A 22,777-nucleotide genomic window follows, 5' to 3' on the forward strand; every position below is an offset into this window, starting at 1 on the left:
CGTCCTGCTCTCCCCGGAACGTCCCCTGCTGTTCACCCGGGACGGCTAGCGTCACGCCCATGACCTCGGAATCGCGGTCCCTGACAGCGGGCGCGCGGTGGGCCGTCGCGACGGCCTTCGTCGCGTGCTGGGTGCTCGGGCTGGTCGTCGCCGGCCCGGACCTCGGGACGGAGGCCAGCCTGAGTGGCGCAGGTCAGGCGTTCTCTGGCCACCGCCGGGCCGTCGCGTCCTCCGTTCTCGTGCACGGAGCGGCAGGCATCCTGCTCGTCCTCCTCGGGCTCGCGCTGGGCTCGGGCCGGACGCGGCGCACGACCGTGGCCCTCGCCTCGATCGCCGCCGTGCTCTCGATCGACCAGCTGGCCGGTGAGGTCGCCCTCGCCCTGGACCCGCACCGCGCCGGCGGCGTCGCGCTGTGGGAGATGCTCAGCCGCGTCGACGGAGCGAAGATGCTCGTCCTGGCCGCTCTGGTGGCATCGGTCTGGCGGGGGGCGGTGCACCGAGGCCACACGCTCACTGTCGTCAGCTGCCTCGCGGTGGTCAGTCTGGTCCTGTCCGGGGTCGGCTGCCTGACCTTGTCCGCCGGGCTCACGGCTGCTGCCGCCTCCTCGCTCCCGCTGCTGCTCGTCTGGAGCCTGACGGCGACTGCCGCGTCGACAGGCGAGCAGACGACAGACGTCGAACCGCACCTCCTGGCCGACGGCTACGCCCGGCGATGAGGTGACGTGTCGTGAGTCGAACCGACCCGACCCGACCCGACCCGACCCGACCCGACCCGACCCGACCCGACCCGACCCGACCCGTGCGATGCTCGTCCGATGACTCATGACCACCCTCGCGTGACCCTCGAACCGATCTCGCCGGCGCTCGCGCAGCGCATCGTCGACCGCACCGAGATCCCGGGCGACGACTGGCACCCCGAGTACCCCTTCGTCGACGAGCTCGACCCGCTGCGCTCGCTCGCCCGGTCGACCGCCCCGCACCCGGTCTTCACGATGTACCTCGTGCGGCGGTCTTCAGACGGTCTGGCCGTCGGCGGGCTGGGATTCTTCGGGCCCCCGGACTCGAACGGCCGGGTCGAGCTCGGGTACGGCCTCGTGCCGGGCGCCCGAGGCGCCGGGCTCGCGAAGCAGGCCGTAGGGCTGGCGCTGCGGATGGCCCGGGACGCCGGGGCGACCGTGGCCGCCGCGGACACCGAGGCGGACAACCTCGCCTCGAGGCGTGTCCTGGCCGCCAACGGCTTCCTCGAGGTCGAGCGCCGGGGCGGCCTCGTGCTCGTCGAGCGCCCACTCGGCGAGCTCTAGCCTGACCAGACGCCCAGCCCTCCAGCCCTCCAGCCCTCCAGCCCTCCAGGAGGCTCAGCCCTTCGGCGCCGCCGCGCGCAGCTTCTCCAGCAGCGGCCCGGCCGCAGTGTCCAGGAACTCCTGCTGGCCCTCGTCACCCACCTGCACGAGAGCGATGTCGGTGAACCCCGCCTCCCAGTAGGCCGAGACGGCCTCGACGATCGCGTCGAGGTCCGGACCGCACGGGACCGACTCCGCGACGTCCCCGGGCCGGACGAAGGACGTGGCGCTGGCGAAGCCCTCGGTCGTGGGCAGGTTCGCGTTGACAGGCCACCCGAGCCCGGACCAGCGGAACTGGTCGTGCGCCCGCGCGACGGCTCGGTCGACGTCGGTGTCCCAGCAGATGGGGATCTGGCCGATCTTGCGCGACCCCGGCCTGTCGGCCTCTGTGCGCGCCGCGTCCCAGGCGCTCACCAGCTCGGCCTTCGGCTCGGTCGCGACCAGGTGGTCGACGAGCGGCGCGAAGGTCTCGACAGACTGCTTGCCTGAGACAGCCACACCGATCTCGACGGGCAGGTCGGGCAGGTCCCAGAGCTTCGCGGAGTCCACCTGGAAGTGCTCGCCACGGTAGGACAGCAGGTCGCCCGAGAACAGCTCGGTGATGATCTCGACGGCCTCGACGAGCATGCTGTGACGCTCGTCGACCGCGGGCCACCCGCGCCCGACCACGTGCTCGTTCAGGTTCTCGCCCGAGCCCAGCCCGAGGGTGAACCTGCCGTCGGAGAGGATCCCCATCGTCGCGGCCTTCTGCGCGACGACGGCCGGGTGGTAGCGCACGGTCGGGCAGGTCACGTAGGTCATGAGGTCCACGCGCTCGGTCGCGTGGGCGACGGCGCCGAGCATCGTCCACGCGTACGAGGCGTGCCCTTGGCTCGTCAACCACGGGAAGTAGTGGTCGGAGGAGACCTCGAAGTCGAAGCCGACCCGCTCCCCCGCCACCGCGTAGTCCACGAGTGCCTTCGGACCGGACTGCTCTGTCATGAGGGTGTAGCCGAATCTCGTCATGCTCCGATCCTGCGACCGCACCCTGCCTCCCGCACCTCGGGCGCTGGGGACGCACGACGACGGCCCCCGGCGGAGAGCCGAGGGCCGCCGTCAGAGCGGCGGTGTCGTCGCTGAGACCGGCAGCGTCAGCCGGCGACGACCACGTGCTCGTTGGGCACGCAGTGCGTCATGACCAGCCCGGTCACGTCGCGTGGCCCGTTCTTGCCCAGGTTCGCGGCCCGCTCGAGCTCGGCCTCGGTGAGGGTCTGGCTCTGCAACGGCTCGAGGCCTCGCACGTCGTCCGCGGAGATCCCCAGACCGTCACCGACCCGCTGGCCCCACTCGTCGTCGCACAGGAAGAAGTGCCAGACCATCCGCTCCTGGATCTCCCGGCGGCACTGGGACAGCGCGTCGACGAGGTTGGTCACCAGGTCGTCCTTCTCCCACTGCTCCGACAGCTGGTACCGCTCGCCCGCCTGCGTGTAGTCGTCGGTCCGCGGGATCCGCGCCCGGGTCAGCCGGCCCACGATCTCCGGGCCCTGCTCGTCGTGCGTGGGAGCCTGCCCCTCGCGCAGCCCGCCGGTGATCGACGGCTCGTAGTTCACGTGGGGGTTGGCGCCGTTGGCGTCGACCGCGTACTGCATCTGGCCGCCCTGCTGGTTCGTGGCCACGGCGGCGTTCTTCGCCTGGTTGACCGGCAGCTGCAGATAGTTCGGACCCACGCGGTAGCGCTGGGTGTCGGAGTACGAGAACGTCCGACCGACGAGCATCTTGTCGTCGGAGAAGTCGAGCCCGTCGACGAGCACCCCCGTCCCGAAGGAGATCTGCTCGTTCTCGGCGAAGAAGTTCTCCGGCATCCTGTCGAGCGTCATCGTCCCGACCTTGCGCAGCGGGAAGATGTTCTCCGGCCACACCTTCGTGTCGTCGAGGGGGTCGAAGTCGAGCTCGGGGTGGTCGTGGTCGTCCATGAGCTGCACGTGCAGCTCCCACGACGGGTGGTCCCCCGCCTCGATCGAGTCGTAGAGGTCCTTGGTGTGCGCGCCGAGGGTCTTCCCCTGGATCACCGCACCGTCGGCTGCCGTGTACGACGCGACGCCCTGGGCGGGCAGCCAGTGATACTTGACCAGCTGGGTCTCACCCGCCTCGTTCACCCACTTGTAGGTGTTCACGCCGAAGCCCTGCATCGTCCGCAGGCTCGCCGGCAGACCTCGCGGGCTGAACACGAGGGACACCATGTGCATGGCCTCGGGCGTCTGGCTGAAGAAGTCGAAGGCACGCTCGGGGACGCTCGCCTCGAAGGTCACCGGGTCGGGCTTCTGAGAGTGGATGAAGTCCGGGAACTTCACGGCGTCCCGGATGAAGAACACCCCCAGGTTGTTGCCCACCAGGTCCCAGTTGCCGTCCTCGGTGTAGAACTTCACGGCGAAGCCGCGCGGGTCGCGCGCCATCTCCGAGGAGTCCCGGCCACCCGCGACGGTCGAGAACCGGACGGCGACGTCGGTCTTCTTGCCCGGCTCCTGGAACAACCGTGCCCGGGTGTACCTCGAGATCGGCTCGTCGCCGACGGTGCCGTCAGCCGTGAAGGTGCCGTAGGCGAGGACACCGCGGGCGTGCACCACACGCTCGGGGATGCGCTCGCGGTCGAAGTGGCTGATCTTCTCGAGGAAGTGGTAGTTCTCCAGGGTCGCCGGACCACGGGCGCCGACGGTGCGCTGGTTCTGGTTGTCGTAGACGGGGTGTCCCTGACGGGTGGTCAGCACGGGGCGGTCGTCCCCGGGTGCCGGGGGCTGCGACGCGACGTCAGTCATGAGGATCCTCTCGTTGGCTGTGCTTCGGTGTGGTGCTCTCCACGGCCGGTCGCGCACTGCGCGCACCAGCCCCAGAACGTGACCTCGGCCTCGTCGACGACGAACCCGCCACCCGTCGGACCTCCACCCGCGGGCGGCAGGTGCGGGACGAGGCACGGGGCAGTCCCCTCGACGCACTCCACGTCGACGGTCACCCCGCAGCCTCGGCACACGGCGTGGTGGTGGTTGTCGTCAGCCCGGGCCTCGTAGAGCGCCGCCATGCCCGCGGGCTCGATCCGGCGGGCGAGGCCCGACCTGACGAGCACATCGAGGCAGTCGTAGACGGTCTGGGTCGAGAGCGAGCCGAGCCTGGCTCGTGCCCGCTCGGCGACGGTCGCCGCGGCGAGATGGTGGTCAGCCTCGGCCCGGGCCTCGCCCAGGACGTCCAGCACGGCGACCCGCGGGCTCGTGACCCGCAGGCCCACGGAGCGCAGGCGCTCGACGGTGGCAGTCACGCTCCCGATCGTGGCACGCGTCCCCTGGGCACGCCCGGGCGGGCCTGTGGACGAGGTCTCGAGCACCCGGTCAGTGCCTTGGCGGCGTCCGGTCGCCAGCCGAGCGACGTCGGGTCGGCATCCAGGCGACGTCGGGTCGCCAGCCGGTCGGGAGCCGGTCGCCAGCCGGGGCGGCAGAGCAGACGCCGGCCGTGGGGAGAGGCAAGCGGGCGTACGGGTCCCTAGTGTGGGCAGATGAACGCTCTCACGCCTCGCCCGACCTTCGTGCGCACGGTCCTGCAGACCCTCGCCTCGGGGACGTCGGTGCTGCTCGTCGGGTTGCCCGGATCGGGCCGCAGCACGGTGCTGGCAGGTGCCCAGGCCGAGGCCGATGACGACGGCTGGACCGTCGTGACGCTGCGCGGCACCGGAACCGGAGACAGCGGCGGCGCTGGTGAGCGCCCGCTCGAGGCGCTCGTGCTCGCAGGTCTCACGACGGGCCCCACGGGCACGCTGGGTGCGCTCGCTGCCGCGCTCGAGGGCGTCACCGTCGCTGCTGGAGGAGCCCGGCGGTCGTCCGCCGACCGACGCGTCCTGGTGGTCGTCGACGACGCCGACCTGCTCGACGACGCCTCGGCGTCGGTCGTCGCGACTGTCGTGGCTCGCACAGGCGCACGGGTGCTCGCCTCAGCACGCCCGCCTGCCTCGGGCGCCTCGGTCGCCCGTCTCCTGGCGGGTCCTGACTCGACGGTCCTGAACATGCCTGCGCTCCCCTTCGACGAGCTGCACCGCACCGTGACAGAGATCTTGCGCGCCGACGTCGACCCCGACACCGCCGGACGTCTCTACGCGCTCTCCGGCGGGATGCCCGGTCTGACCCGGGCGATCGCCCGGGAAGCACGGCGCTCCGCGGACCTCGCCGAGCCCGGCAGGCATCCCGGGGCGGAGCACTGGTCGTGGACGCCCGGGTGGGCCGTGGTCGTCGACCGCCTGCTCGCCGGCCTCGACGACTCTGCCCGTGACGGGCTCCGGACGCTCGCGGCCGTGGGACCAGCACCCACGGCCGAGGTCCGCCGCCTCGTGCCGTGGTCCGTCGTGGAGACCCTCGACGACCACGGTCTCCTGCGGATGGTCGAGGACGACGGTGAGGTCCTCGTGGCTCTCTTCCCTCCCATGCTCACCGAGCACCTTCTCCACCTCGCCCAGGACGCCCGCGGTCTACGGGTCGCCGAGACGATCAGCGAGACCTTCGCGGGCTCAGCACGGGAGCTGGGATCGCGACGTCGACCGCGGACCACGCCCTCCTGGTCGAGCTCCCCCGAGTCGGCAGCGATCCTCGGCCGGCGGCTCGAGGACAGGGCGTCCGCGCACCTGCTGGTCGCTCACGACACCTGGGAGCGCGACCCCACGGTCCACAGCACCGTGCTCTACCTCGACGCCCTGCTCGCCAGCCATGCGGAGGTGGACGTGATCGAGGACGCCGTCGGCGTGGCCCTGCGCAGGCTCCGCCCGGCAGCCCACGAGCACCGAGGGTTCGTGGTGGCCTGGCACGCGGTCTACCGGGCCCACGTGCTCCACGACGTGTCCGGGGCGTACGCGCGCCTCGCCGAGCTCGACGCGGACGACGACCCCCGGGTCCGCGCGACCTCCGACGCCGTCCGCCAGCACCTTCGGCTCACCACCGGAGACCCCCAGGCGCCCGCTCCAGCCGAGGCGACTGCTCCGGCTCCGGCGCCCCTGCCACCTCCCGCCGACCTGCCCGACGACACCGGCCGTCCGACCAACGCCCTCGTCAGGCTCGTGCGCGGCGAGGTCCTGCTCGCCCGCGGGCTGCCGGTCGACGCCCACGCAGAGCTCGTCGGCGGTGTGCTGCCCGCGCACGCACCGCGGCACGACGCCATCTCCCTCGTCGACCAGGCTGTCCTGCTCTCCGGAGACATCGACACCGCGACCCGGAGCGCCATGCGGTCTCTGGGCGAGGCTCGGGGCACCCTCGCCCAGGGTGAGATCGAGCCTCACGGCTACGTCGTCGCCCTCGGTCTCTACGTGGCAGGCCGCCTCACGACGCTGCGCGAGCACCTGACGAGCCTCTTCGCACTCGGGTCGCCGGCTCCGCTGCGCACGACCACCCGGGCTGGTCTGCTGTCGCTCTCGGTCTCGCTCGCGCTCCTCGAGGGGAATCTCGCGAGCGCGAGGTCCTCGCTCGCCCGCCTCGAGGAGATGGACCTCGCCGCGATGTTCACCCCGGCGGCCCGGCCCGGATCTCGCCGGGCCGCCCTCGACGTCGCGACAGGAGCAGACCCACGCCAGGCGACCCGCGAGGCCTGGGACGACGTCGCGGCACTGGTCGAGCGTGGAGCCGTGCTCGCGGCGGTGACCGACGGGACGACTCTGGTCGACCTGTGGGTCGACGAGGAACGTGCGACGGCTCTCGCCGACCTCACCCTGACCTCGCAGGGAGCCGTGCTGCCGGCCCTCGGCAGGTATCTGCGTGCTGCCGCAGACGGCGCCCCCGACGGTCTGCTGGTCGCCGCCGCCGACCTCCGCTCGCACGGCCTGGTGCTCCACGCGACCTCCGCCCACGCCCGAGCCGTCACCCTGCTGAGCCGCGAGGGTCCCACCGCCCGGGCGACCGAAGAACGCGCTCGGCTGCGTGCGGCGGTCGAGCAGGCCGGCGAAGAGCTCAGCCTGGTCGTCCCGTCTCTGGCACCCGCCCTGAGCCTCACGGGGCGCGAGCTCGAGGTGGCCCGTCTGGTGGCCGAGGGGCTGAGCAACCGGGAGGTCGCCGACAGGCTCGTGGTGAGCGAGCGGACCGTCGACAACCACGTCTACAGGATCTTCCGCAAGCTCGGCATCCGGTCGCGCAACGAGGTCGCCGCGCTGCTCTGACGGCTGTCCTCAGACGGGTGCTCACCGTGCGCCGGGATGTGCTCAACGGTGCTCTGGCCGAGGCTCACTGCTGCTCGCAGACCGCCTGAGCACAGTCCTCTCCGAGGTGTCATGGAGGTGTCGCTGATCCAGCGCACCACCCGACACCCGAGGAGGAGACCATGACCACGCCGACAGTGACGGCCGCAGCCTTGGCGCTGCTGCTCGCCACAGTCCCCGCAGCGGGACAGCCGCTCGACGCAGACGTCCCGGACCCGGCACCGACGACCGCGACCGACGTCGTCCCGATCACGCCCGCAGCACCTGACGACGTGACAGCCGTCGGCGTCGGCTCGACCGCGTCGAGCACGACGGACACCGGCACACCTGACGCCAGCAGCCCGGCCGTCGACGAGGCCCCCGCAGAAGAGACCGAGACCGGCTCTGGGCCGAGCACCGAGGTGGGCGTCTCCGGCGCCGACGTCGCAGAAGACACCACCGAGGAGGGAACCGGTACCGAGACCACCCCTGGAGCGGTCGTCACCGACGAGAGCACGACGACCGACGAGGCCGTCGACGACGCGACCGGAGTCGCGAGCGACCTCGAGGAGCTGGCAGGAGGCGACGAGCTGGCAGGCTCGGCAGACCCGGCTGAGGTTGTGACGGCACCCGTGGAGCCTGCCTCGGAGTCGGAGGACGGCGAGGTGGCGGAGCAGGCCGACGTCACCCCGCGTCTGGTCGTGGCTCCTGGCTACCAGGAGGACGGCTACGACAGGCCGTTCTGGTGGGCTGAGGACGGGCTGCACTTCCGCGACCCGATCCCCGCCAACGGCTACGTGAACATCAACGTGCCGGGCGCGGACAACGTCAGCATCGACAGCCACCGCGAGCTCATCGGCCAGACCTTCATCCCGTGGTCGTACTTCAACCTGCAGCCCGGGATGTGCATCTCCTGGACCGAGTCCAACGGGTTCAATTACCACTTCGGCGAGGACAACTCCGGCCGGGGTGGCGTCGACGAGAAAGACTGGAAGTTCTGCGTCCCCGGCTCGACCGACCCCGACGAGCCTGTCGTCCCGGACCCCGACGAGCCCGACCAGCCTGACGTGCCAGACCCCGACGAGCCGGACGTGCCAGACGTGCCGGAAGACCCCGACGTGCCCGACCAGCCTGACGAGCCCGGCACGCCAAGCACGCCAGACACCCCTGACGTGCCGGACCAGCCGCAGACCCCCGCAGAGCCAGTGACCCCTGCCGGACCTGACGCACCGACCGAGGTGCCGGAGAGCACACTCCCCGTCGTGGAGCTCCCGCTCAGCACTGCGGGCGAGAGCGTTCCTGCAGGTGACACGACCACCACGGCTGCGACCGAGGCAGAGACCGCTACGCCTGGAGCTCTCGCCGTCACCGGCCTCGGGGCCGGGGCGAAGTCGCTCCTCGCCGCAGCAGCAGCTCTCGGTATCGGCGGCGGGCTGATGGCCCTGGCCAGCAAGACGAAGCAGCGGTAGGCCGCACCGCAGCCGACCGCCCCTCACGGCGTCGCGTCCTGACCTTCCCGAGGTCAGGACGCGACGCCCTGCTCTGTGCTCTCTGATGAGTCCACCCCGCTCGGTGAGGTGCCGCTGCGTCCCTCCGCCTGCACACCGCTCCGGGCGAGGCCACGCTGGGCTCAGAGGAGAGTCAGGTCGATGTTCGGGTGGCTCTCGAACACCTGGAGGACCAGCTCGAAGTACGTCGGCCCCGTGCCTGCACGCAGGGCCGCGATCGCGGACTCCGCCACCGAGACCGAGTACACCTCCGGCCGTGCCAGCTTCGCCTGGTAGTAGGCGAGGGTGGTCTCGAGGCCGAGCGCGTCACGCGCCCGGTCGTGGTCCTGCCAGCAGACGCTCACGGGCGCGGAGCCGTCGAGGACCCCGAACCCGCCGTACAGCAGGTCGTCGAGAGCGTCGAGGCTCTCCCCCAGCGTCCAGTCCTCGTCCGGCATGAGCACGCGGTTCAGCTCGGCGTAGAGCGACGGGATGTCGTGGACCGCCGATCCGTCGATCGTCAGGGTCGTCGTCATCTGGTCAGGTGTCCTCTCGTCGTCGACGTCTGCCTGCGACGCCAGTCGTCTTCGCGGCTACCGGTGCCGGCCCGACCGCTGAGCGATCGTGCCACGGTGTGCACCCGCCCGCCCGGTCACGTCACGTCAGCGCCCGAGCGGCAGCACGCTGGACCGCCACGAGGCCCAGCACTCATCTCTCCCCCAGCAGACCAGCGTGCTAGCGTCCGTCGGATCGACACGTCCCCCGCCGAAGGAGCCGAGGTCCATGCCCCGTCCACCTGTCCGAGAGACAGTCCGGTCGCTGGTCGTCATGCTCACGCTCATCGGCGTCGCCGAGATCGTGGTGCACGTCGCAGGCTGGCCGCGCCTGACGGCTCTGCTGGTCTTCGTGGTCGGCGGGCACATGCTCGAGGCTGTCGTCACGGGACTGCTCGCCCGACGACGACGCGAGCGCGCCCACGAGCAGGCGCGACGCGCCCAGACCGCCACGCCGGGGCCCTCCGTGGCCGAGCCGTACAGATGGTGACCGCACCCGGTGCGCCGTCTGCTGTGAGCAGATCTCTGCCTCAGGCCTGAACGCGTCCTGTCTACTGGAGGCATGCGACGCATCCTCGTCCTCGGTGGGACAGCCTGGCTCGGCCACGAGATCGCCCGGGCGGCCCTCGCCGACGGCGCCGAGGTGGTCTGCCTGGCGCGCGGAGAGTCCGGGACGGTCCCTGCGGGCGTGCGGCTCGTCGCTGCGGACCGCACCGCGCCCGGCGCGTACGACGCGCTCACGGGCGAGTGGGACGACGTCGTAGAGCTCTCCCACGACCTCGGGCTCGTCGTGCCCGCGCTCGAGGCGCTGGCCGGACGAGCGCGGCACTGGACGCTCGTCTCGACGGTCTCGGTGTACGCGACGAACGACGAGCCCGGCGCAGACGAGTCGGCCGCCGTGGTCGACCCTGTCGACCTGACCGACTACGGGCAGGCCAAGGTGGCCGCAGAACGTGCGACTGCCGAGCACGTCGGCGACAGGCTGCTGGTCGCCCGCCCTGGTCTGATCGTCGGACCTGGCGACCCGAGCGACCGCTTCGGCTACTGGCCCGCGCGCCTGGCCCACGGCGGACCTGTCCTCGCACCGACCGCCGCCGGACGGTTCGTCCAGGTGATCGACGTGGCTGACCTCGCCGCCTGGGTCGTCCGTGCGGGTGCTGCTGGGACGACAGGGACGATCAACGCTATCGGGGACACGCACACCTTCGACGACTTCGTGGTGCAGGCGCAGGCTGTCACCGGGTCCACCAGCGACATCGTCGAGGCCGACGACGCCTGGCTGCTCGACCGCGACGTCCGGTGGTGGGCAGGGCCCCGGTCGCTGCCGCTGTGGATCCCCGTCGAGGACTCCGGCTTCTCCCAGCGCAGCAACCGTGCCTACACGGCGAGCGGCGGCGACGTCCGCCCGCTCCAGGAGACGATCCGGCGTGTGCTGGACGACGAGCGGCACCGCGGGCTCGACCGCGAGCGTCGGTCAGGCCTGACGCTGCGTGACGAGGCGGCGCTCCTCGCGGAGCACCCGTCGAGGATGGGTCGCTGAGCTCCCCGTCCGACGGCTGCTCATCGACGAGACGGCACCCACGCCGATCGGTTCACGCCAGACCCGTCCGACCCCGGCACGGGCGAGCCCGGCCCAGCTATGACGACACGGTGCCTGTCTCGACCGGGTATCGACACTGTGCCCGGCACGGGCGAGGCCCGGGACGCTGGACGCGTCCCGGGCCTCGCTGGCGTGCACACGGCGCGCACCGCGCACCGTGCTGACAGCTCGAGCAGGCCTCAGGCCAGCGTCGACGTGTCGATGACGAACCTGTAGCGCACGTCCGAGGCGAGCACACGCTCCCAGGCCTCGTTGACCTTGTCGGCCGGGATGACCTCGATCTCGGCACCGATACCGTGCTCGGCGCAGAAGTCGAGCATCTCCTGGGTCTCGCCGATCGACCCGATGGCCGAGCCTGCGAAGGAGCGGCGGGACGGGATGAGCGAGAACACCTGGACGGGCAGCGGGGTGGGCGGGGCACCCACGTTGACCATCGTGCCGTCCACGGCGAGGAGGCCGAGGTAGGCGTTGAGGTCGATCTCGGCGCTCACGGTGTTGATGATGAGGTCGAAGGAGCTCGCGAGCTCGGTGAAGGTCTCGGGGTCGCTCGTCGCGAAGTAGCGGTCGGCACCGAGGCGCAGGCCGTCTTCCTGCTTCTTGAGCGACTGCGAGAGCACGGTGACGTCCGCGCCGAGGGCGTGCGCGAGCTTGACGGCCATGTGGCCGAGCCCGCCCATGCCGACGACCGCGACCTTGACGCCCGGGCCCGCACCCCAGTGGTGCAGGGGCGAGTAGGTGGTGATGCCGGCGCAGAGCAGCGGCGCGGCGACGTCGAGCTCGAGGCCGTCCGGGATGCTCAGCACGAACTTCTCGGTGACGACGATCTGCTGCGAGTACCCGCCCTGGGTGGGCGTACCGTCGACGTCGGTCCCGGCGTAGGTGCCGATGTTGCCCTCGAGGCAGTACTGCTCGAGGCCCTTCTGGCACTGCACGCACTCGCCGCAGGAGTTGACCATGCAGCCGACGCCGACACGGTCGCCGACCTTGTGCTTGGTGACGTCAGAGCCGACCTCGGCGACCACGCCGGCGATCTCGTGGCCGACGACGATCGGGTACTGGACGCCGCCCCACTCGCCGCGGGCGGTGTGGATGTCGGAGTGGCAGATGCCGGCGAACTTGATGTCGATGCGGACGTCGAGGGGGCCGACGTCGCGGCGCTCGATGGTGGTGAGCTCGAGCGGCTGGTCGGGGGCCGTCGCTGCGTAAGCGGAGACTGTGGTGGGCATGGGTGCTCCATCCGGGTGATGAGGTGGGGGGTGGTCCGGGCCGACGGGACTGGGCCGCGTCGTCGAACCTGCGTCCATCGTGCAGTGCCGAGCCCCCGGTCCGCCACCGGGGAAGGGGGTACTGTCCGAACCCCCTCGGACCGTCCCGTGCTGCTCGCCACTCCCCCAGGCCCCGTGGAGGGGGCTCCGGCTCAGCTGACGTCGACGTCGTCGAGCGTGCCCTGCACTGCAGCGATCACAGCACGCCGGCGCCGCGCCGTCCGTGCGGGGTCCTCCGAGGCTGAGCCGAAGAGGGTGTCGGTCCCGCGGAGCACAGGCCAGGCGTTGCACAGCGTCACGACGGTGAGCAGCAGATCTTGAGCGCCCTCGCGTCCGAGCGCCGGGTACGCGCGCACGACAGCGTCGACCTTGCGCTCGGAGTGCTCACGTCGAGCAGCCTCGGCGACGTGCGACTCCCGCTCGAGCCCCTCCCAGAAGGTCAGCCGAGCCAGCGTCTGGTTCGCCGCGTGGTGGTCGAAGACCCTGCCTGCGTAGTCGAGGATGGCCTCCGGGCCCTCTCCCTCGAGGGGCACGGCGTCCATGACCGCGGCCAGGTGGTGCTCGAGGACCGCACCGAAGAGCGTGTCCTTGCTGCCGTAGTACTGGTAGATGCGCTCCTTGTTGACCCCTGCCGTCGCCGCGACCCGGTCCACCCGGGCACCGGCGAGCCCGTGCTGGGCGAACTCCGTAGTCGCCGCGTCGAGGAGGAGCCGTTTTGTGCGTCCTGAATCTCTGACCATCCGGCCATGCTACGTGCCAACCAGACAGTTGCCATCTGGTCTGTCGCGGCATATCTTCTATCCAACCATGTAGTTGGACTTGGAGCCCCCATGCCTCAGATCACCCGTCCCAGCCTGCCCGTGCGCATCCTCGCCACGTGGCTGGTCATCTTCCCCCTCGTCGCCCTGGGCCAGATCGCCATGACGCCGCTGGCACAAGCGTGGCACCCCGTGCTCCGGGCAGCCGTGCTCACCGCCGTGGTCGTCCCGCTCGCCGTCGGTCTGGCAGTCCCCCGGCTGATCAGGGTCTTGACGATGCTGCAGCGTCGCGTCCGGGACAGATGACTCTGCGCCCGCACCCGCGTCAGCCGGACGACTGTCCAGGACCGGCGGGCAGCACGGTCGATCAGGCGAGGTGCGCCGCGAGGACGTCGCGGACCGTCGTCCAGTGGTGCGGGCCGAAGCGGTCGTTGTCGACGTGCCTCAGCTGTGCCTCGCCGCTGAACATGCTCACGAAGTACTGCATCCCCTGCCAGGCCGGGAAGGTCTCCTCGGGACCCCTCGACAGCCGCCGCCCCACGGCGGCCATCGCCGACAGCGTCCGCGTGGTCCCGGCCCACTGCAGCCGGAAAGGTGTCCCCGTCAGCTCGGACAGCGTCTGCGCGAGGTCTCTCGCCGAGATGCTGGACCCGGCGATCTCGACGACCCGCGGAGCGTCGTCGTCGAGGGCCGTGAGCGCTGTCGCGCGCGCCACGTCGTCCTTCGTGGTGAAGTCGAGGACCTGGTCGGCCGAGGACCAGAAGAGCACGCGTCGCCGTCCGAAGAGGATCATCGGCGCCTCGTCGAGCAGCAGCTCGGCGAACATGCCGTTGAGGACAGACGTCGCCCGGACCGGCGCGGCGTCGACCTCCGCGGCGAGCTCGCGCCGCAGCTCGAAGTTGCGGTTGCTGCCCAGCGAGATCCGCCTGTAGTCGGCCGAGTAGTCCGAGGGGACGAACCTCGGGACTCCGGCGGCGACGGCAGCACGCAGCAGGGCCCGCTGGGCGTCGACGATCACCGGGCGGGTGCCGCTGACGGCGGAGACGACCACGTCGGCACCGGCGAGAGCTGCGGTCAGGGCCGCGTGGTCGGAGTAGGCCGCGGCGACGACCTCGACACGCTCGTCCCCGCCGAAGAGGTCGTCCGCGGCGCTGCTGCCTGGGCGGGTCAGGACGCGGACCCGGGCGTCGAGGCCGAGGAGCTCGCGGACGATCCGGCATCCGAGGTCGCCTGTCGCCCCGGCGACGAGGACTGTGCTGGACATGAGGGGGCCTCGTTCTGTGGTGGGGGCGGGGGCAGGCGCGGGGCCACGCTGGTCAGATCGCCGGCTTCGGACAGGTCGCGCACCACTCGAGCACCGTTGCTCGGAGCGACGGATGCGTCCCGAGCTCTCGGGCCCCCGTAGCCGAGTGTGCCTTCCCACGAGGGCTACCGCACGTGGACGCCCGCGACGGGTCGGCACGTCGTCGCCCCAGAAGATCTCCGCTCGCGGCTGCTCCGAGCTGCCCTCAGCTAGCTGCGCCACCCTGACGTCGGCTGCGCCTCGCGACGAACCATGCCGTCGCGCTGTTCACGAGCACACCCGACGGACCGCCGTCGAAGCGTCCCGCCGCGTCGGGCCAGGCGAGGATCTTCCGGTCGCTGCGGCTCCCGAACTGGCCCGTCTCGACGTCGACAGGCACGACCCTCGTCCCTCCGGCACGCGCTGCGCGGAAGATCTCGTCGACGACAGCAGCCGTCTCGGTGTCCCCTGTGGGCACCGAGGCGCGCAGCTCGCCGTTGAGCAGCCCTCCCTCCGTGGGGACGCACCGCAGGAGGTTCGCCAGGCCGCTGCCGACCATGGCGTAGACCCAGTACCTCCCGGAGGGGTTGGGCACCACGTAGTCCTCGTGGAACCTGTCCTCGGAGACGATGCGCGTGTCGACGATCGTCACGTGCCGCCCTGTGCACTCCCGGAGCGTGGTGCGGAACCGTGGGCGCGGGGTCGACTCCTGGTCGGCGGTGTCGACGAACCGCAGCTCAGGGACGCGGGACAACAGCTCCTCGGCGAGCCGGTCTTCGTCGGCGGCCGTGAGGAACAGGACCAGCTGGTGGAGCGTCGAGCGCTGACTCATGAGGGCCTGGTCGGGGACGGCTCGGGGGCGGGTGTGGTCGTGTTAACCAGGGCCCGGACGGCTGGCCGACGGAGACGTCGAGACCGCCCGCCGCAGGTGGGACCGCCCAGGCCGACAGCACGACCGGGCGTCGTCGAGATGCTCATCGGAGCAGACTAGCGAAGCTCTCGGCCGCCAGCACCGAGGCGTCCCGGAGCCGCCCTCCCTCGTCTCTCGCGGATACCCACACGGCTTCGCGCCCCTCGTTACCTACAGCCATTAGGTTCGATGCTATGGTCTGTAGGACAAGAGATCAGCGAGAGGACCGCCATGGCACGCGCAGGCATCACCCCGGCTCGCCTCGCCGAGGCCGCCGCCGAGCTGGCCGACGAGGCCGGCTTCGAGCACGTGACGGCCGCCGAGGTCGCGCGGCGCGTCGGCGTGCAGACCGCGAGCCTGTACTCGCACGTGGCCGGGACCCCCGCGCTGCGCGAGAGCGTGTCGCTGCTCGCCCTCGCCGAGCTCGCCGACCGTGCCGAGGCAGCCGTCCTCGGACGCACGCGTCGCGACGCCCTCGCCGGCCTGGCCGACGCCTTCCGCGACTACGCCCGCGAGCACCCCGGACGCTTCGCAGCAACAGTCGTCCCGCTGTCCCCCGAGACCGCCCGGGCGAGCGCGGGCCCACGGCACGCGCGCCTCATCGAGGCCGTGCTGCGCGGCTACGCGCTCGACGGAGCCGTGCACGTGCACGCCACCCGGCTGCTCGGCAGCACGATCCGGGGGTTCATCACCCTTGAAGCGGGCGGCAGCTTCGACCACAGCTCGCCGGCCCCCGGCGAGAGCTGGGAGCAGATCATCGACGCCCTCGACGCCCTGCTCTCCGACTGGCCGACGCGCTGACCCGTCGGCCCGCCGCACCCCATCAGCACACGCACCAGCACCAGCACCAGCACCAGCACCAGCAGAGACGAGCACAGCATGACCTCCGCCCTCACCTCCATCCCGCTGACCCAGGACGTGGTCTGCGGCGCCGCCGAGCTCGAGCCGACAGGCCGCGGCGTGCGCATCCACCGTCTGCCGGCCTGGGCGCGGGCGCAGTGCGCCGACCCGCAGCTCGCGATGGTCGAGGCGCAGGCCTCGGGGGTCAGGATCGCCGTGCGCACCGCGGCGACCGTGGTCGAGCTCGACCTGATGAGGACGCGCACCGTCTACGCAGGTCTGCCCGGGCGCCCCGACGGGGTCGTCGAGCTGGCCGTCGACGGCGAGGTCGTCGCGCAGGCGACCACGTCGGGGGGCACGACGGTCACCGTCGACATGACCACCGGCACCCCGAGCGTCGACGACGGTCCGGCCTTCACGGCGCGGTTCGACGGCCTGCCGAGCACCGCCAAGGACGTCGAGCTGTGGCTCCCGCACAGCGAGACCCTCGAGCTCCTCGACCTCCGGGCGGATGCCCCTGTCGAGCCGACCCCGACCGAGCGTCCGGTCTGGGTGCACCACGGCAGCTCGATCAGCCACGGCTCCAACGCCACGCACCCCACGGGCATCTGGCCCGTCGTCGCGGCCCGTCGTGCCGGTGTCGACCTCGTGAACCTCGGCTTCGGGGGCAGTGCGCTCCTCGACCCCTTCGTCGCTCGCACCGTCCGCGACACCCCCGCCGACCTGATCAGCCTCAAGCTCGGCATCAACCTCGTCAACTCCGACCTGATGCGGCGCCGTGCCTACGGTCCAGCCGTCCACGGGTACCTCGACACCATCCGCGACGGCCACCCGACGACCCCGCTGCTCGTGATCTCGCCGATCTACTGCGCGATCCACGAGACCACCCCAGGTCCCGGTGCCTTCGACGTCGCAGCCCTCGCCGAGGGACGGATGGCCTTCGCGGCGACAGGTGACCCGGCCGAGGCCACCGAGGCCCCCACCGGTCGGCTCACGCTCTCCGTCATCCGCGACGAGCTCGCGCGGATCGTCCACGAGCGCCAGGCCCACGACCCGAACCTGCACTACCTCGACGGCCGCGAGCTCTACTCCGAGGCCGATGCTGTCGAGCACCCCCTGCCCGACAACCTCCACCCCGACGCGGCGACGCACCAGACGATGGGCGAGAGGTTTGTCGAGAGTGGGCTGAGGCTCAGCCTCAGGCGAGCGGCGCCGGGATCCTGCTCGACCTGAACCCGTCACCCGACCGGGTCGGCTGCCAGCGCCGCCAGTGCTTGGTCGAGAGCGTGACAGGGACGTGCTCCTGGACGTGACGGGCGGCCGGGGCGAGGCGCTCGTCTGCGGGAAGGTTCAGCCAGAGCGAGAGCGTCGAGCCCGAGGTGCCGTACGTCGCGCGGACCCCTGAGGCACCCAGGAGGCGTCCGTAGCCGTCGACCGCGAAGCCGCCGAAGAACCCCGGGGCGATCTCGGCCCAGGGCTCGCCGGTGCTCGGGTCGACGAGGGTGACCGGGAGCGAGTGCGTGAGCACGGCGAGCGGTGCGCGGTACCGCGTGGTCTGCGGACCGACGTCGACCAGCTCGGCGAGGACCTCGTCGACCGTGTCGCTGCGGACGGCCCACTCCGTGTGCGTCTGGGAGCGGTGGCGCGGTCCGCCGAGACGCTCGGCCGCGAAGGCCCTGAGCCTGTCGGTCGGGGCTGCGTCACCAGCGGTCGAGACCTGGAAGGACCAGGTCGGTGGTCCTCCAGGCTGCGTGCACGCGTCGAGGAACCGCTCCACCCGCTCCTCGGCGCTCGTGGGGCGCTTCACCCGGAGGGCGTGCGCTCCCCCGGATGCTGCGGGCAGCCCGTCGTAGGTCACGACCTGGAGGGGTCCGGCGGCTTCGCTCGACGTCATGCGCAGCATCCTAGGGCGGTGAGCCGACGCCCTGCCGGGCAGCCCACCGCGTCCACCGGGCAGCCCACCGCGACCGACCAGGACGCACGAGGCGCGCCGACCGTCTCCGGTCGACGCGCCTCGTGTCTCAGGTCATCTCCAGCTCGAGCATCGCTGGCTGTGCCCGACGCCGAGCTCAGGGTCAGCCCTGGTCAGACCGCTCTGCGAGCGCTGGCCCAGGTCACGCCTCGCCGCGTCCGGCCGACAGCGCCGTGACCGTGTCGCGCAGCGTCCCCAGACCGAGTGCCAGCTGCAGCACGTTGCGTGCTGTCCGCTGGACCTCGCCGAGCGAGATCCCGTCAGGCTGGGCCAGCGAGGTGAGCAGCGACGCCTGGGCGACCTGGTCGAACTCGCCGGTGATGTGGTCGAACCAGCCACCGGGCATGAACACGTCGACCTGCGCGCGGACGCGGTACGCGTCGTCCGTGACCGCGGGGAAGTCGGGGTCGGTGTCGTGCTGCATCCACCAGTCGGTCACGACGGTGCCTGTGAAGCCCCACTCGTCACGGAGGATCTGCGTGCAGAGCTCGTCGTTGTAGTGCGACCAGACGCCGTTGATCTTGTTGTAAGACGTCATGATCGTGCGGGGAGCCGACTCGGTGATCGCGATCTGGAACCCGCGCAGGTAGATCTCACGCAGCGCACGCTCGGAGACGCGCGAGTCGTTGAGGTTGCGGTTGGTCTCCTGGTTGTTCGCTGCGAAGTGCTTGGGGCAGGCTGCGACACCGGCCTCCTGGACTCCCCCGATGACGGCGGCGGCCACCAGGCCCGTGACGAGCGGGTCTTCGGAGAAGTACTCGAAGTTGCGTCCGCACAGCGGGTCGCGGTGGATGTTCATGCCCGGGCTGAGGAGCACGTGCGTGTTCTTGCGGACCATCTCCTGGCCGTGGGCTGCGGCGAGGCGGCGCACGAGCGGGGTGTTCCACGTCGCGGCGAGCGCAGCACCCGAGGGCAGCAGCGACGCGTAGGCGGAGAGGCGGATGCCGGAGGGTCCGTCGGTCGTGGTGACCGGCGGGACGCCCTTGGCGCGCAGCGACTCGCTGATCCCGGCGAAGACGCCGGCGTTGCCGGCGGCGCCGAGCTCGCTGCCCATGACGCGGTCTCCGCGGGTGAGCGCCTCGAGCTCGTCGTCGGTGAGCTGGGCGACGAAGGCGTCGAGGGTCGCGGTGCCCGCGGCCACGTCGGCGAGGGTGATGCCCTGGTCGCCGGTCTGCTCGACGGCGGGGACCTGGCGGGCCTCGATGCGCTCACGGCGCGATGACTGACGGGTGGGGACGTCCTGCCAGGCGACGACCGCCTGGCCTGCGGCGTCACGGTCGAGGGTCATCCGCTGGAAGGCGTGCTCGGCCTCGGGGGCGCAGGCCTCGGCGAGCTGCTCGACGACGCGCAGCTCGTCGAGGGTGAAGGACCCGGCCTCGGTGGCCGTGCGGACGTCGGTCCCGACGTAGACCGTGTAGGTGCCGGCCTCGAGGACGTAGGCGGACCTGTGACCGGTGACGCCGGAGTCGTCGTAGGAGGCGAGCGAGGCGACCGGGAAGGACAGGTCGACGGTGTCGTCCTCACCCGGTGCGAGCTGGCGGGACTTCGCGAAGGACGCGAGGACGCGGGCCGGCTTGCCGAGGCGGCCGTCGGGCGCCTGGACGTAGACCTGGACGACCTCGGCTCCCGGGTGCTCCGACCCGGTGTTGGTCACCGTCGCCGAGACCGTCACGTCGGTCTCGGACGTCTCGACCGTCGTCGCGACGTCGAAGGTGGTGTACCCGAGGCCGAAGCCGAAGGGGAACAGCACCTTCTCGGGGGCGAAGGTCTCGAAGTAGCGGTAGCCGACGTAGATGTCCTCGGCGTAGTCGTTGTGCTCGAGGCCGCCGAAGTTCGGTGCGCTCGGGTAGTCCTCGTAGCGACGGGCAATGGTGTCGGTCAGGCGCCCGCCGGGCACCTGGACGCCCGTGAGCACGTCGGCGACCGACCGCGCACCCTCCATGCCGCCCTGCCACGCGTAGAGCACGGACGAGATCTTGTCGCCGTACTCCTCGAGCCAGGCGAGGTCGATGACGTTGCCGCAGTCGAGGACCACGACGGTGCGCTCGAACTCAGCAGTCACGGAGTCGAGGAGCGCGCGCTCGTCGTCGGTGAGGTAGTAGCTGCCGGGCTCGAGGGTGTTCTCGCGGGCCTCGCCCGCGGCGCGGCCGATGACGACGACAGCGGCGTCGGTCCGCGACGCGGCGGCTCGGACGGTCTCGCGCTCGATCGGCATCTCCTCGAAGTACCGGGGCCAGTTGCCCCAGGTGCCCTCGTCAGGCTGGTTGTCCTTGGACCACTGCGTGTAGAGGTCGGCGAGCTCGGCGTCGACGTCGACGACGGCCGCGTCGCGCAGGGCGTCGAGGAGGTTCCAGGAGTACGGGGCGTTCACGTCGCCACCCGAGCCGTAGCCCACGGTGAAGTAGTCGACCTGCACGCGGGAGAACAGCGCGACGCGCGCACGCGGTGCGAACGGGAGCGTGCCGTCGTTGCGCAGCAGGACAGCGCCGTCCGCGGCAGCCTCACGGCAGAGTGCGGCGAGCTCGGGGTCGACCCAGGTGTCGGTGTCGACCAGGCTCGTGGACGCCTGCGCCAGCTCCTGCTCACCGGCCGAGAGCTCCGGGGTGGGGGTGTCCGACGGCGTGTTCATGTGATGAGGCTCCTGGTGGTCGGGGGTGCTGGCGGCGGACCCGTCTGGTGCGCGGGCCGCGACGCCCGTGAGATGACGTCGCACGTCACGATACCCAACTGAACGAGCGAAAGGTGTTTTTCCCGGGTGCGTCTCTCAGGTCCGAGCACCGACCGCTCGGCGGCGCTCCCGGGGGCGACGGAGAGAACTCTCCATCGACCTCCCGAGGCTCAGGTGGTGGGATCGACCCGACCCACTCGTGCCGCTGCCCCCGGGAGAGACACCGATGCCGACCTTCACCCACTTCATGGCCCACGCGCCGATCGACGAGCAGACCGTCGCGCGGTTCGCCCCCACGGTCCCCGCCGAGGTGGTCTCGGCGTGGCGCGAGCACGGGTCGGGCTACGTGTCGGACGGGTACTTCAGGTTCGTCGACCCGGGCCACGCGGCACAGATGCTCGAGGGCACCATGAACCTGCCCGAGGGGTCGACGGTCCTGTTCACGACAGCCCTCGGCGACCTCGTCGTGCACCTCGGCGGACGGTACCTCCTGGTCAAGTTCCGCTGGGGCGTGATCGACGTGACGCCCGTGGGGACAGGCTTCCCCGACCTCCTGCGCCTCATGGAAGACCCGGCCGCCCGCGATCTCTCCTTCGAGTGGTCCCCATACCTGGAGGCCGGTCAGCGCACCGGGGTGCCCAGCATGGACGAGGTCCTCGGCTTCGTGCCGATGCTCGCGATGGGCGGGGCTCCCGTCGCGGACAACCTGCGGCGGATGGGCCTGTGGGAGCACCTCGCGATCATCGCGCAGATGGCAGGCGTGCCCACGGTCCGCGGTGACCTGCGCACCCCGCAGACCGACCGTCCCGTGCCGTCCCCCGTGCCCGTCGAGAGGTCCCGGCTCTCCCCCGCGCTCGAGCCGCTGGCGGCACGCGGCGAGAGCCTCTTCAGGCAGCTCGCCACGAAGACCGGCCAGGGGATGTCCGACCCGTTGACCTTCGTGCCCGTCGACGACGGCGTGGCCGTCGTGCGCGCGGTGCGGGGTGGCGGCACGATCTTCGTCGGTCCCGACCAGACCGTCCTCTACAGCGGCTCGTCGCTCACCTTCGAGGACGGCGTGCGCGCCTTCCGGAGCGGCATGCGGACCGCGCCCGAGAAGTTCTGAGCGCGCGCCCGACCCAGACCTCAGGCGGCCGCCACCTCGACGCCGTGCTTGATCATGGCGGTCTCGACGATCTTCAGGCCGTCGAGACCGGGCATCCGCGAGATGTGCTCGTCGAGCTTGCGGATCTCGCGCAGCCCGTCCTCCCCCGAGAACAGGTGACCCATGACATGGGTGACCTCTTCGGTCTCCATGACGCTCGAGCCGACCGGCGCCCACGCGTTCTTCAGCGCGAACCGGGCCAGCACCTGGGCCTTCTTGCTCGACCCGAGACGCTCGCGGGCCTGGGTCGCGTAGAAGGCGACGTGACGGGCCTCCTGCTTGGCTATCCGTCGCAGGAGCACCGCGAGGACCGGGTGCTTCTCGAGGTCGGCGAGCCTGTTGTACGCGGCGACGGCCGACCACTCGTTGGCCGCACCCCAGATCATGTGCACGGCGATGAAGTCCTTGCCGACGATGTTGCCGAGCATCGACTGCTTGATGGGGTCGAGGCGATCTTTCCAGCCGAGCTTGAGGCGGGTCGCCTTGAGCTGGTCGAAGTCGACCGTGATCCCGTGGGCGCCGAGCACCGCGGCGAGCGCCTCACCGTGCCAGAACTCTTCCCGGTTCCACATGGTCATGAAGGCGCTCACGTCGGCCTCCTTGTGCGACGGCGTGACGAGCAGGTCCCGCAGGTAGCAGACCGTGTGGTACTCGATGTCGCACATGTACCGCAGGCTGCGCAGGGTCGACTCGGGCAGGGGCGTGCGTGAGAACTCCTCGAAGTCGAGGTCGTCCCAGTTCACGCTGACCGATGTCGCTGTGTACCTGTCGATGTCGAATGCCAT

Annotated in this window: 21 protein-coding genes; 10 read left to right on the forward strand and 11 right to left on the reverse strand. The window is 71.3% G+C overall.

Going from position 1 to position 22,777, the window contains the following annotated elements:
* Positions 1-59: 59 nt before the first annotated feature.
* Positions 60-716, forward strand: coding sequence for a hypothetical protein (locus SANBI_RS09445; protein ID WP_319154414.1), 657 nt, complete (start codon positions 60-62; stop codon positions 714-716).
* A gap of 99 nt (positions 717-815) precedes the next feature.
* On the forward strand, positions 816-1,301 hold the full coding sequence (locus SANBI_RS09450; protein WP_319154416.1) for a GNAT family N-acetyltransferase: 486 nt from the start codon (positions 816-818) through the stop codon (positions 1,299-1,301).
* A gap of 54 nt (positions 1,302-1,355) precedes the next feature.
* On the opposite strand, the gene SANBI_RS09455 is transcribed toward SANBI_RS09450, so the two are convergent.
* The 3 genes from SANBI_RS09455 to SANBI_RS09465 form a co-directional block, all read right to left on the reverse strand.
* Positions 1,356-2,345: a TIGR03557 family F420-dependent LLM class oxidoreductase gene (locus SANBI_RS09455; protein WP_319154418.1), complete on the reverse strand. Its 990-nt coding sequence runs from the start codon at positions 2,343-2,345 to the stop codon at positions 1,356-1,358.
* A 125-nt stretch (positions 2,346-2,470) separates the two neighbouring features.
* Complete coding sequence (locus SANBI_RS09460; protein ID WP_319154421.1) at positions 2,471-4,132, reverse strand: catalase; 1,662 nt, start codon at positions 4,130-4,132, stop codon at positions 2,471-2,473.
* Positions 4,129-4,626: a Fur family transcriptional regulator gene (locus SANBI_RS09465; RefSeq protein ID WP_319154423.1), complete on the reverse strand. Its 498-nt coding sequence runs from the start codon at positions 4,624-4,626 to the stop codon at positions 4,129-4,131. The genes SANBI_RS09460 and SANBI_RS09465 overlap by 4 nt, the downstream gene beginning before the upstream one ends.
* A gap of 234 nt (positions 4,627-4,860) precedes the next feature.
* On the opposite strand from SANBI_RS09465, the gene SANBI_RS09470 reads away from it, so the two are divergent.
* Positions 4,861-7,494 (forward strand): helix-turn-helix transcriptional regulator, encoded by a 2,634-nt coding sequence (locus SANBI_RS09470; RefSeq protein ID WP_319154426.1) that lies wholly within the window; start codon positions 4,861-4,863, stop codon positions 7,492-7,494.
* 161 nt (positions 7,495-7,655) lie between these two features.
* Positions 7,656-8,981, forward strand: coding sequence for a hypothetical protein (locus SANBI_RS09475; RefSeq protein ID WP_319154428.1), 1,326 nt, complete (start codon positions 7,656-7,658; stop codon positions 8,979-8,981).
* A 161-nt stretch (positions 8,982-9,142) separates the two neighbouring features.
* On the opposite strand, the gene SANBI_RS09480 is transcribed toward SANBI_RS09475, so the two are convergent.
* Positions 9,143-9,535 (reverse strand): barstar family protein, encoded by a 393-nt coding sequence (locus SANBI_RS09480; protein ID WP_319154430.1) that lies wholly within the window; start codon positions 9,533-9,535, stop codon positions 9,143-9,145.
* Positions 9,536-9,782: 247 nt separating this feature from the next.
* Between SANBI_RS09480 and SANBI_RS09485 the strand changes: the two genes are divergently transcribed.
* Both SANBI_RS09485 and SANBI_RS09490 read left to right on the forward strand, forming a co-directional pair.
* Positions 9,783-10,043, forward strand: coding sequence for a hypothetical protein (locus tag SANBI_RS09485; RefSeq protein ID WP_319154432.1), 261 nt, complete (start codon positions 9,783-9,785; stop codon positions 10,041-10,043).
* Positions 10,044-10,115: 72 nt separating this feature from the next.
* Positions 10,116-11,093, forward strand: coding sequence for an NAD-dependent epimerase/dehydratase family protein (locus SANBI_RS09490; RefSeq protein ID WP_319154434.1), 978 nt, complete (start codon positions 10,116-10,118; stop codon positions 11,091-11,093).
* Positions 11,094-11,332: 239 nt separating this feature from the next.
* Here SANBI_RS09490 and SANBI_RS09495 read toward each other — a convergent pair whose 3' ends face one another.
* Together SANBI_RS09495 and SANBI_RS09500 are read right to left on the reverse strand one after the other, a co-directional pair.
* A complete protein-coding gene (locus SANBI_RS09495) occupies positions 11,333-12,379 on the reverse strand; it encodes an NAD(P)-dependent alcohol dehydrogenase (protein ID WP_319154437.1) in 1,047 nt (348 codons plus the stop codon).
* A gap of 191 nt (positions 12,380-12,570) precedes the next feature.
* Positions 12,571-13,158 (reverse strand): TetR/AcrR family transcriptional regulator, encoded by a 588-nt coding sequence (locus tag SANBI_RS09500; protein WP_319154440.1) that lies wholly within the window; start codon positions 13,156-13,158, stop codon positions 12,571-12,573.
* 90 nt (positions 13,159-13,248) lie between these two features.
* Here SANBI_RS09500 and SANBI_RS09505 point away from each other — a divergent pair, with 90 nt between their 5' ends.
* Entirely contained in the window at positions 13,249-13,482 is a 234-nt protein-coding gene (locus SANBI_RS09505; protein WP_319154442.1) for a hypothetical protein, read from the forward strand.
* 61 nt (positions 13,483-13,543) lie between these two features.
* Here SANBI_RS09505 and SANBI_RS09510 read toward each other — a convergent pair whose 3' ends face one another.
* Together SANBI_RS09510 and SANBI_RS09515 are read right to left on the reverse strand one after the other, a co-directional pair.
* A complete protein-coding gene (locus tag SANBI_RS09510) occupies positions 13,544-14,440 on the reverse strand; it encodes an NmrA family NAD(P)-binding protein (RefSeq protein WP_319154444.1) in 897 nt (298 codons plus the stop codon).
* A 244-nt stretch (positions 14,441-14,684) separates the two neighbouring features.
* Complete coding sequence (locus SANBI_RS09515; protein ID WP_319154447.1) at positions 14,685-15,290, reverse strand: hypothetical protein; 606 nt, start codon at positions 15,288-15,290, stop codon at positions 14,685-14,687.
* Positions 15,291-15,599: 309 nt separating this feature from the next.
* On the opposite strand from SANBI_RS09515, the gene SANBI_RS09520 reads away from it, so the two are divergent.
* Both SANBI_RS09520 and SANBI_RS09525 read left to right on the forward strand, forming a co-directional pair.
* Complete coding sequence (locus SANBI_RS09520) at positions 15,600-16,169, forward strand: TetR-like C-terminal domain-containing protein (protein ID WP_319154449.1); 570 nt, start codon at positions 15,600-15,602, stop codon at positions 16,167-16,169.
* Positions 16,170-16,247: 78 nt separating this feature from the next.
* Positions 16,248-17,441, forward strand: a complete 1,194-nt coding sequence (locus SANBI_RS09525) for an SGNH/GDSL hydrolase family protein (protein ID WP_319154452.1) — start codon at positions 16,248-16,250, stop codon at positions 17,439-17,441.
* Here SANBI_RS09525 and SANBI_RS09530 read toward each other — a convergent pair.
* Together SANBI_RS09530 and SANBI_RS09535 are read right to left on the reverse strand one after the other, a co-directional pair.
* Positions 17,407-18,102, reverse strand: coding sequence for a hypothetical protein (locus SANBI_RS09530; protein ID WP_319154454.1), 696 nt, complete (start codon positions 18,100-18,102; stop codon positions 17,407-17,409). The two genes, SANBI_RS09525 and SANBI_RS09530, sit on opposite strands and share 35 nt — an antisense overlap.
* Positions 18,103-18,322: 220 nt before the next feature.
* Complete coding sequence (locus tag SANBI_RS09535) at positions 18,323-20,809, reverse strand: beta-glucosidase (protein ID WP_319154456.1); 2,487 nt, start codon at positions 20,807-20,809, stop codon at positions 18,323-18,325.
* Between the two features lie 265 nt (positions 20,810-21,074).
* Here SANBI_RS09535 and SANBI_RS09540 point away from each other — a divergent pair, with 265 nt between their 5' ends.
* The gene (locus tag SANBI_RS09540) at positions 21,075-21,953 is read left to right on the forward strand and encodes a T6SS immunity protein Tdi1 domain-containing protein (protein ID WP_319154458.1); all 879 of its coding nucleotides are present in this window, start codon (positions 21,075-21,077) and stop codon (positions 21,951-21,953) included.
* A gap of 20 nt (positions 21,954-21,973) precedes the next feature.
* On the opposite strand, the gene SANBI_RS09545 is transcribed toward SANBI_RS09540, so the two are convergent.
* A complete protein-coding gene (locus SANBI_RS09545; protein ID WP_056133072.1) occupies positions 21,974-22,777 on the reverse strand; it encodes a ferritin-like domain-containing protein in 804 nt (267 codons plus the stop codon).

The organism is Sanguibacter biliveldensis, assembly GCF_033798665.1.
Classification (GTDB): domain Bacteria; phylum Actinomycetota; class Actinomycetes; order Actinomycetales; family Cellulomonadaceae; genus Sanguibacter; species Sanguibacter inulinus.

Coding starts and splice junctions, on each gene's coding strand:
- SANBI_RS09445 (WP_319154414.1), top strand. CDS start 60: ATGACCTCGGAATCGCGGTCCCTGACAGCGGGCGCGCGGTGGGCCGTC.
- SANBI_RS09450 (WP_319154416.1), top strand. CDS start 816: ATGACTCATGACCACCCTCGCGTGACCCTCGAACCGATCTCGCCGGCG.
- SANBI_RS09455 (WP_319154418.1), bottom strand. CDS start 2,345: ATGACGAGATTCGGCTACACCCTCATGACAGAGCAGTCCGGTCCGAAG.
- SANBI_RS09460 (WP_319154421.1), bottom strand. CDS start 4,132: ATGACTGACGTCGCGTCGCAGCCCCCGGCACCCGGGGACGACCGCCCC.
- SANBI_RS09470 (WP_319154426.1), top strand. CDS start 4,861: ATGAACGCTCTCACGCCTCGCCCGACCTTCGTGCGCACGGTCCTGCAG.
- SANBI_RS09475 (WP_319154428.1), top strand. CDS start 7,656: ATGACCACGCCGACAGTGACGGCCGCAGCCTTGGCGCTGCTGCTCGCC.
- SANBI_RS09480 (WP_319154430.1), bottom strand. CDS start 9,535: ATGACGACGACCCTGACGATCGACGGATCGGCGGTCCACGACATCCCG.
- SANBI_RS09485 (WP_319154432.1), top strand. CDS start 9,783: ATGCCCCGTCCACCTGTCCGAGAGACAGTCCGGTCGCTGGTCGTCATG.
- SANBI_RS09490 (WP_319154434.1), top strand. CDS start 10,116: ATGCGACGCATCCTCGTCCTCGGTGGGACAGCCTGGCTCGGCCACGAG.
- SANBI_RS09495 (WP_319154437.1), bottom strand. CDS start 12,379: ATGCCCACCACAGTCTCCGCTTACGCAGCGACGGCCCCCGACCAGCCG.
- SANBI_RS09500 (WP_319154440.1), bottom strand. CDS start 13,158: ATGGTCAGAGATTCAGGACGCACAAAACGGCTCCTCCTCGACGCGGCG.
- SANBI_RS09505 (WP_319154442.1), top strand. CDS start 13,249: ATGCCTCAGATCACCCGTCCCAGCCTGCCCGTGCGCATCCTCGCCACG.
- SANBI_RS09510 (WP_319154444.1), bottom strand. CDS start 14,440: ATGTCCAGCACAGTCCTCGTCGCCGGGGCGACAGGCGACCTCGGATGC.
- SANBI_RS09515 (WP_319154447.1), bottom strand. CDS start 15,290: ATGAGTCAGCGCTCGACGCTCCACCAGCTGGTCCTGTTCCTCACGGCC.
- SANBI_RS09520 (WP_319154449.1), top strand. CDS start 15,600: ATGGCACGCGCAGGCATCACCCCGGCTCGCCTCGCCGAGGCCGCCGCC.
- SANBI_RS09525 (WP_319154452.1), top strand. CDS start 16,248: ATGACCTCCGCCCTCACCTCCATCCCGCTGACCCAGGACGTGGTCTGC.
- SANBI_RS09530 (WP_319154454.1), bottom strand. CDS start 18,102: ATGACGTCGAGCGAAGCCGCCGGACCCCTCCAGGTCGTGACCTACGAC.
- SANBI_RS09535 (WP_319154456.1), bottom strand. CDS start 20,809: ATGAACACGCCGTCGGACACCCCCACCCCGGAGCTCTCGGCCGGTGAG.
- SANBI_RS09540 (WP_319154458.1), top strand. CDS start 21,075: ATGCCGACCTTCACCCACTTCATGGCCCACGCGCCGATCGACGAGCAG.
- SANBI_RS09545 (WP_056133072.1), bottom strand. CDS start 22,777: ATGGCATTCGACATCGACAGGTACACAGCGACATCGGTCAGCGTGAAC.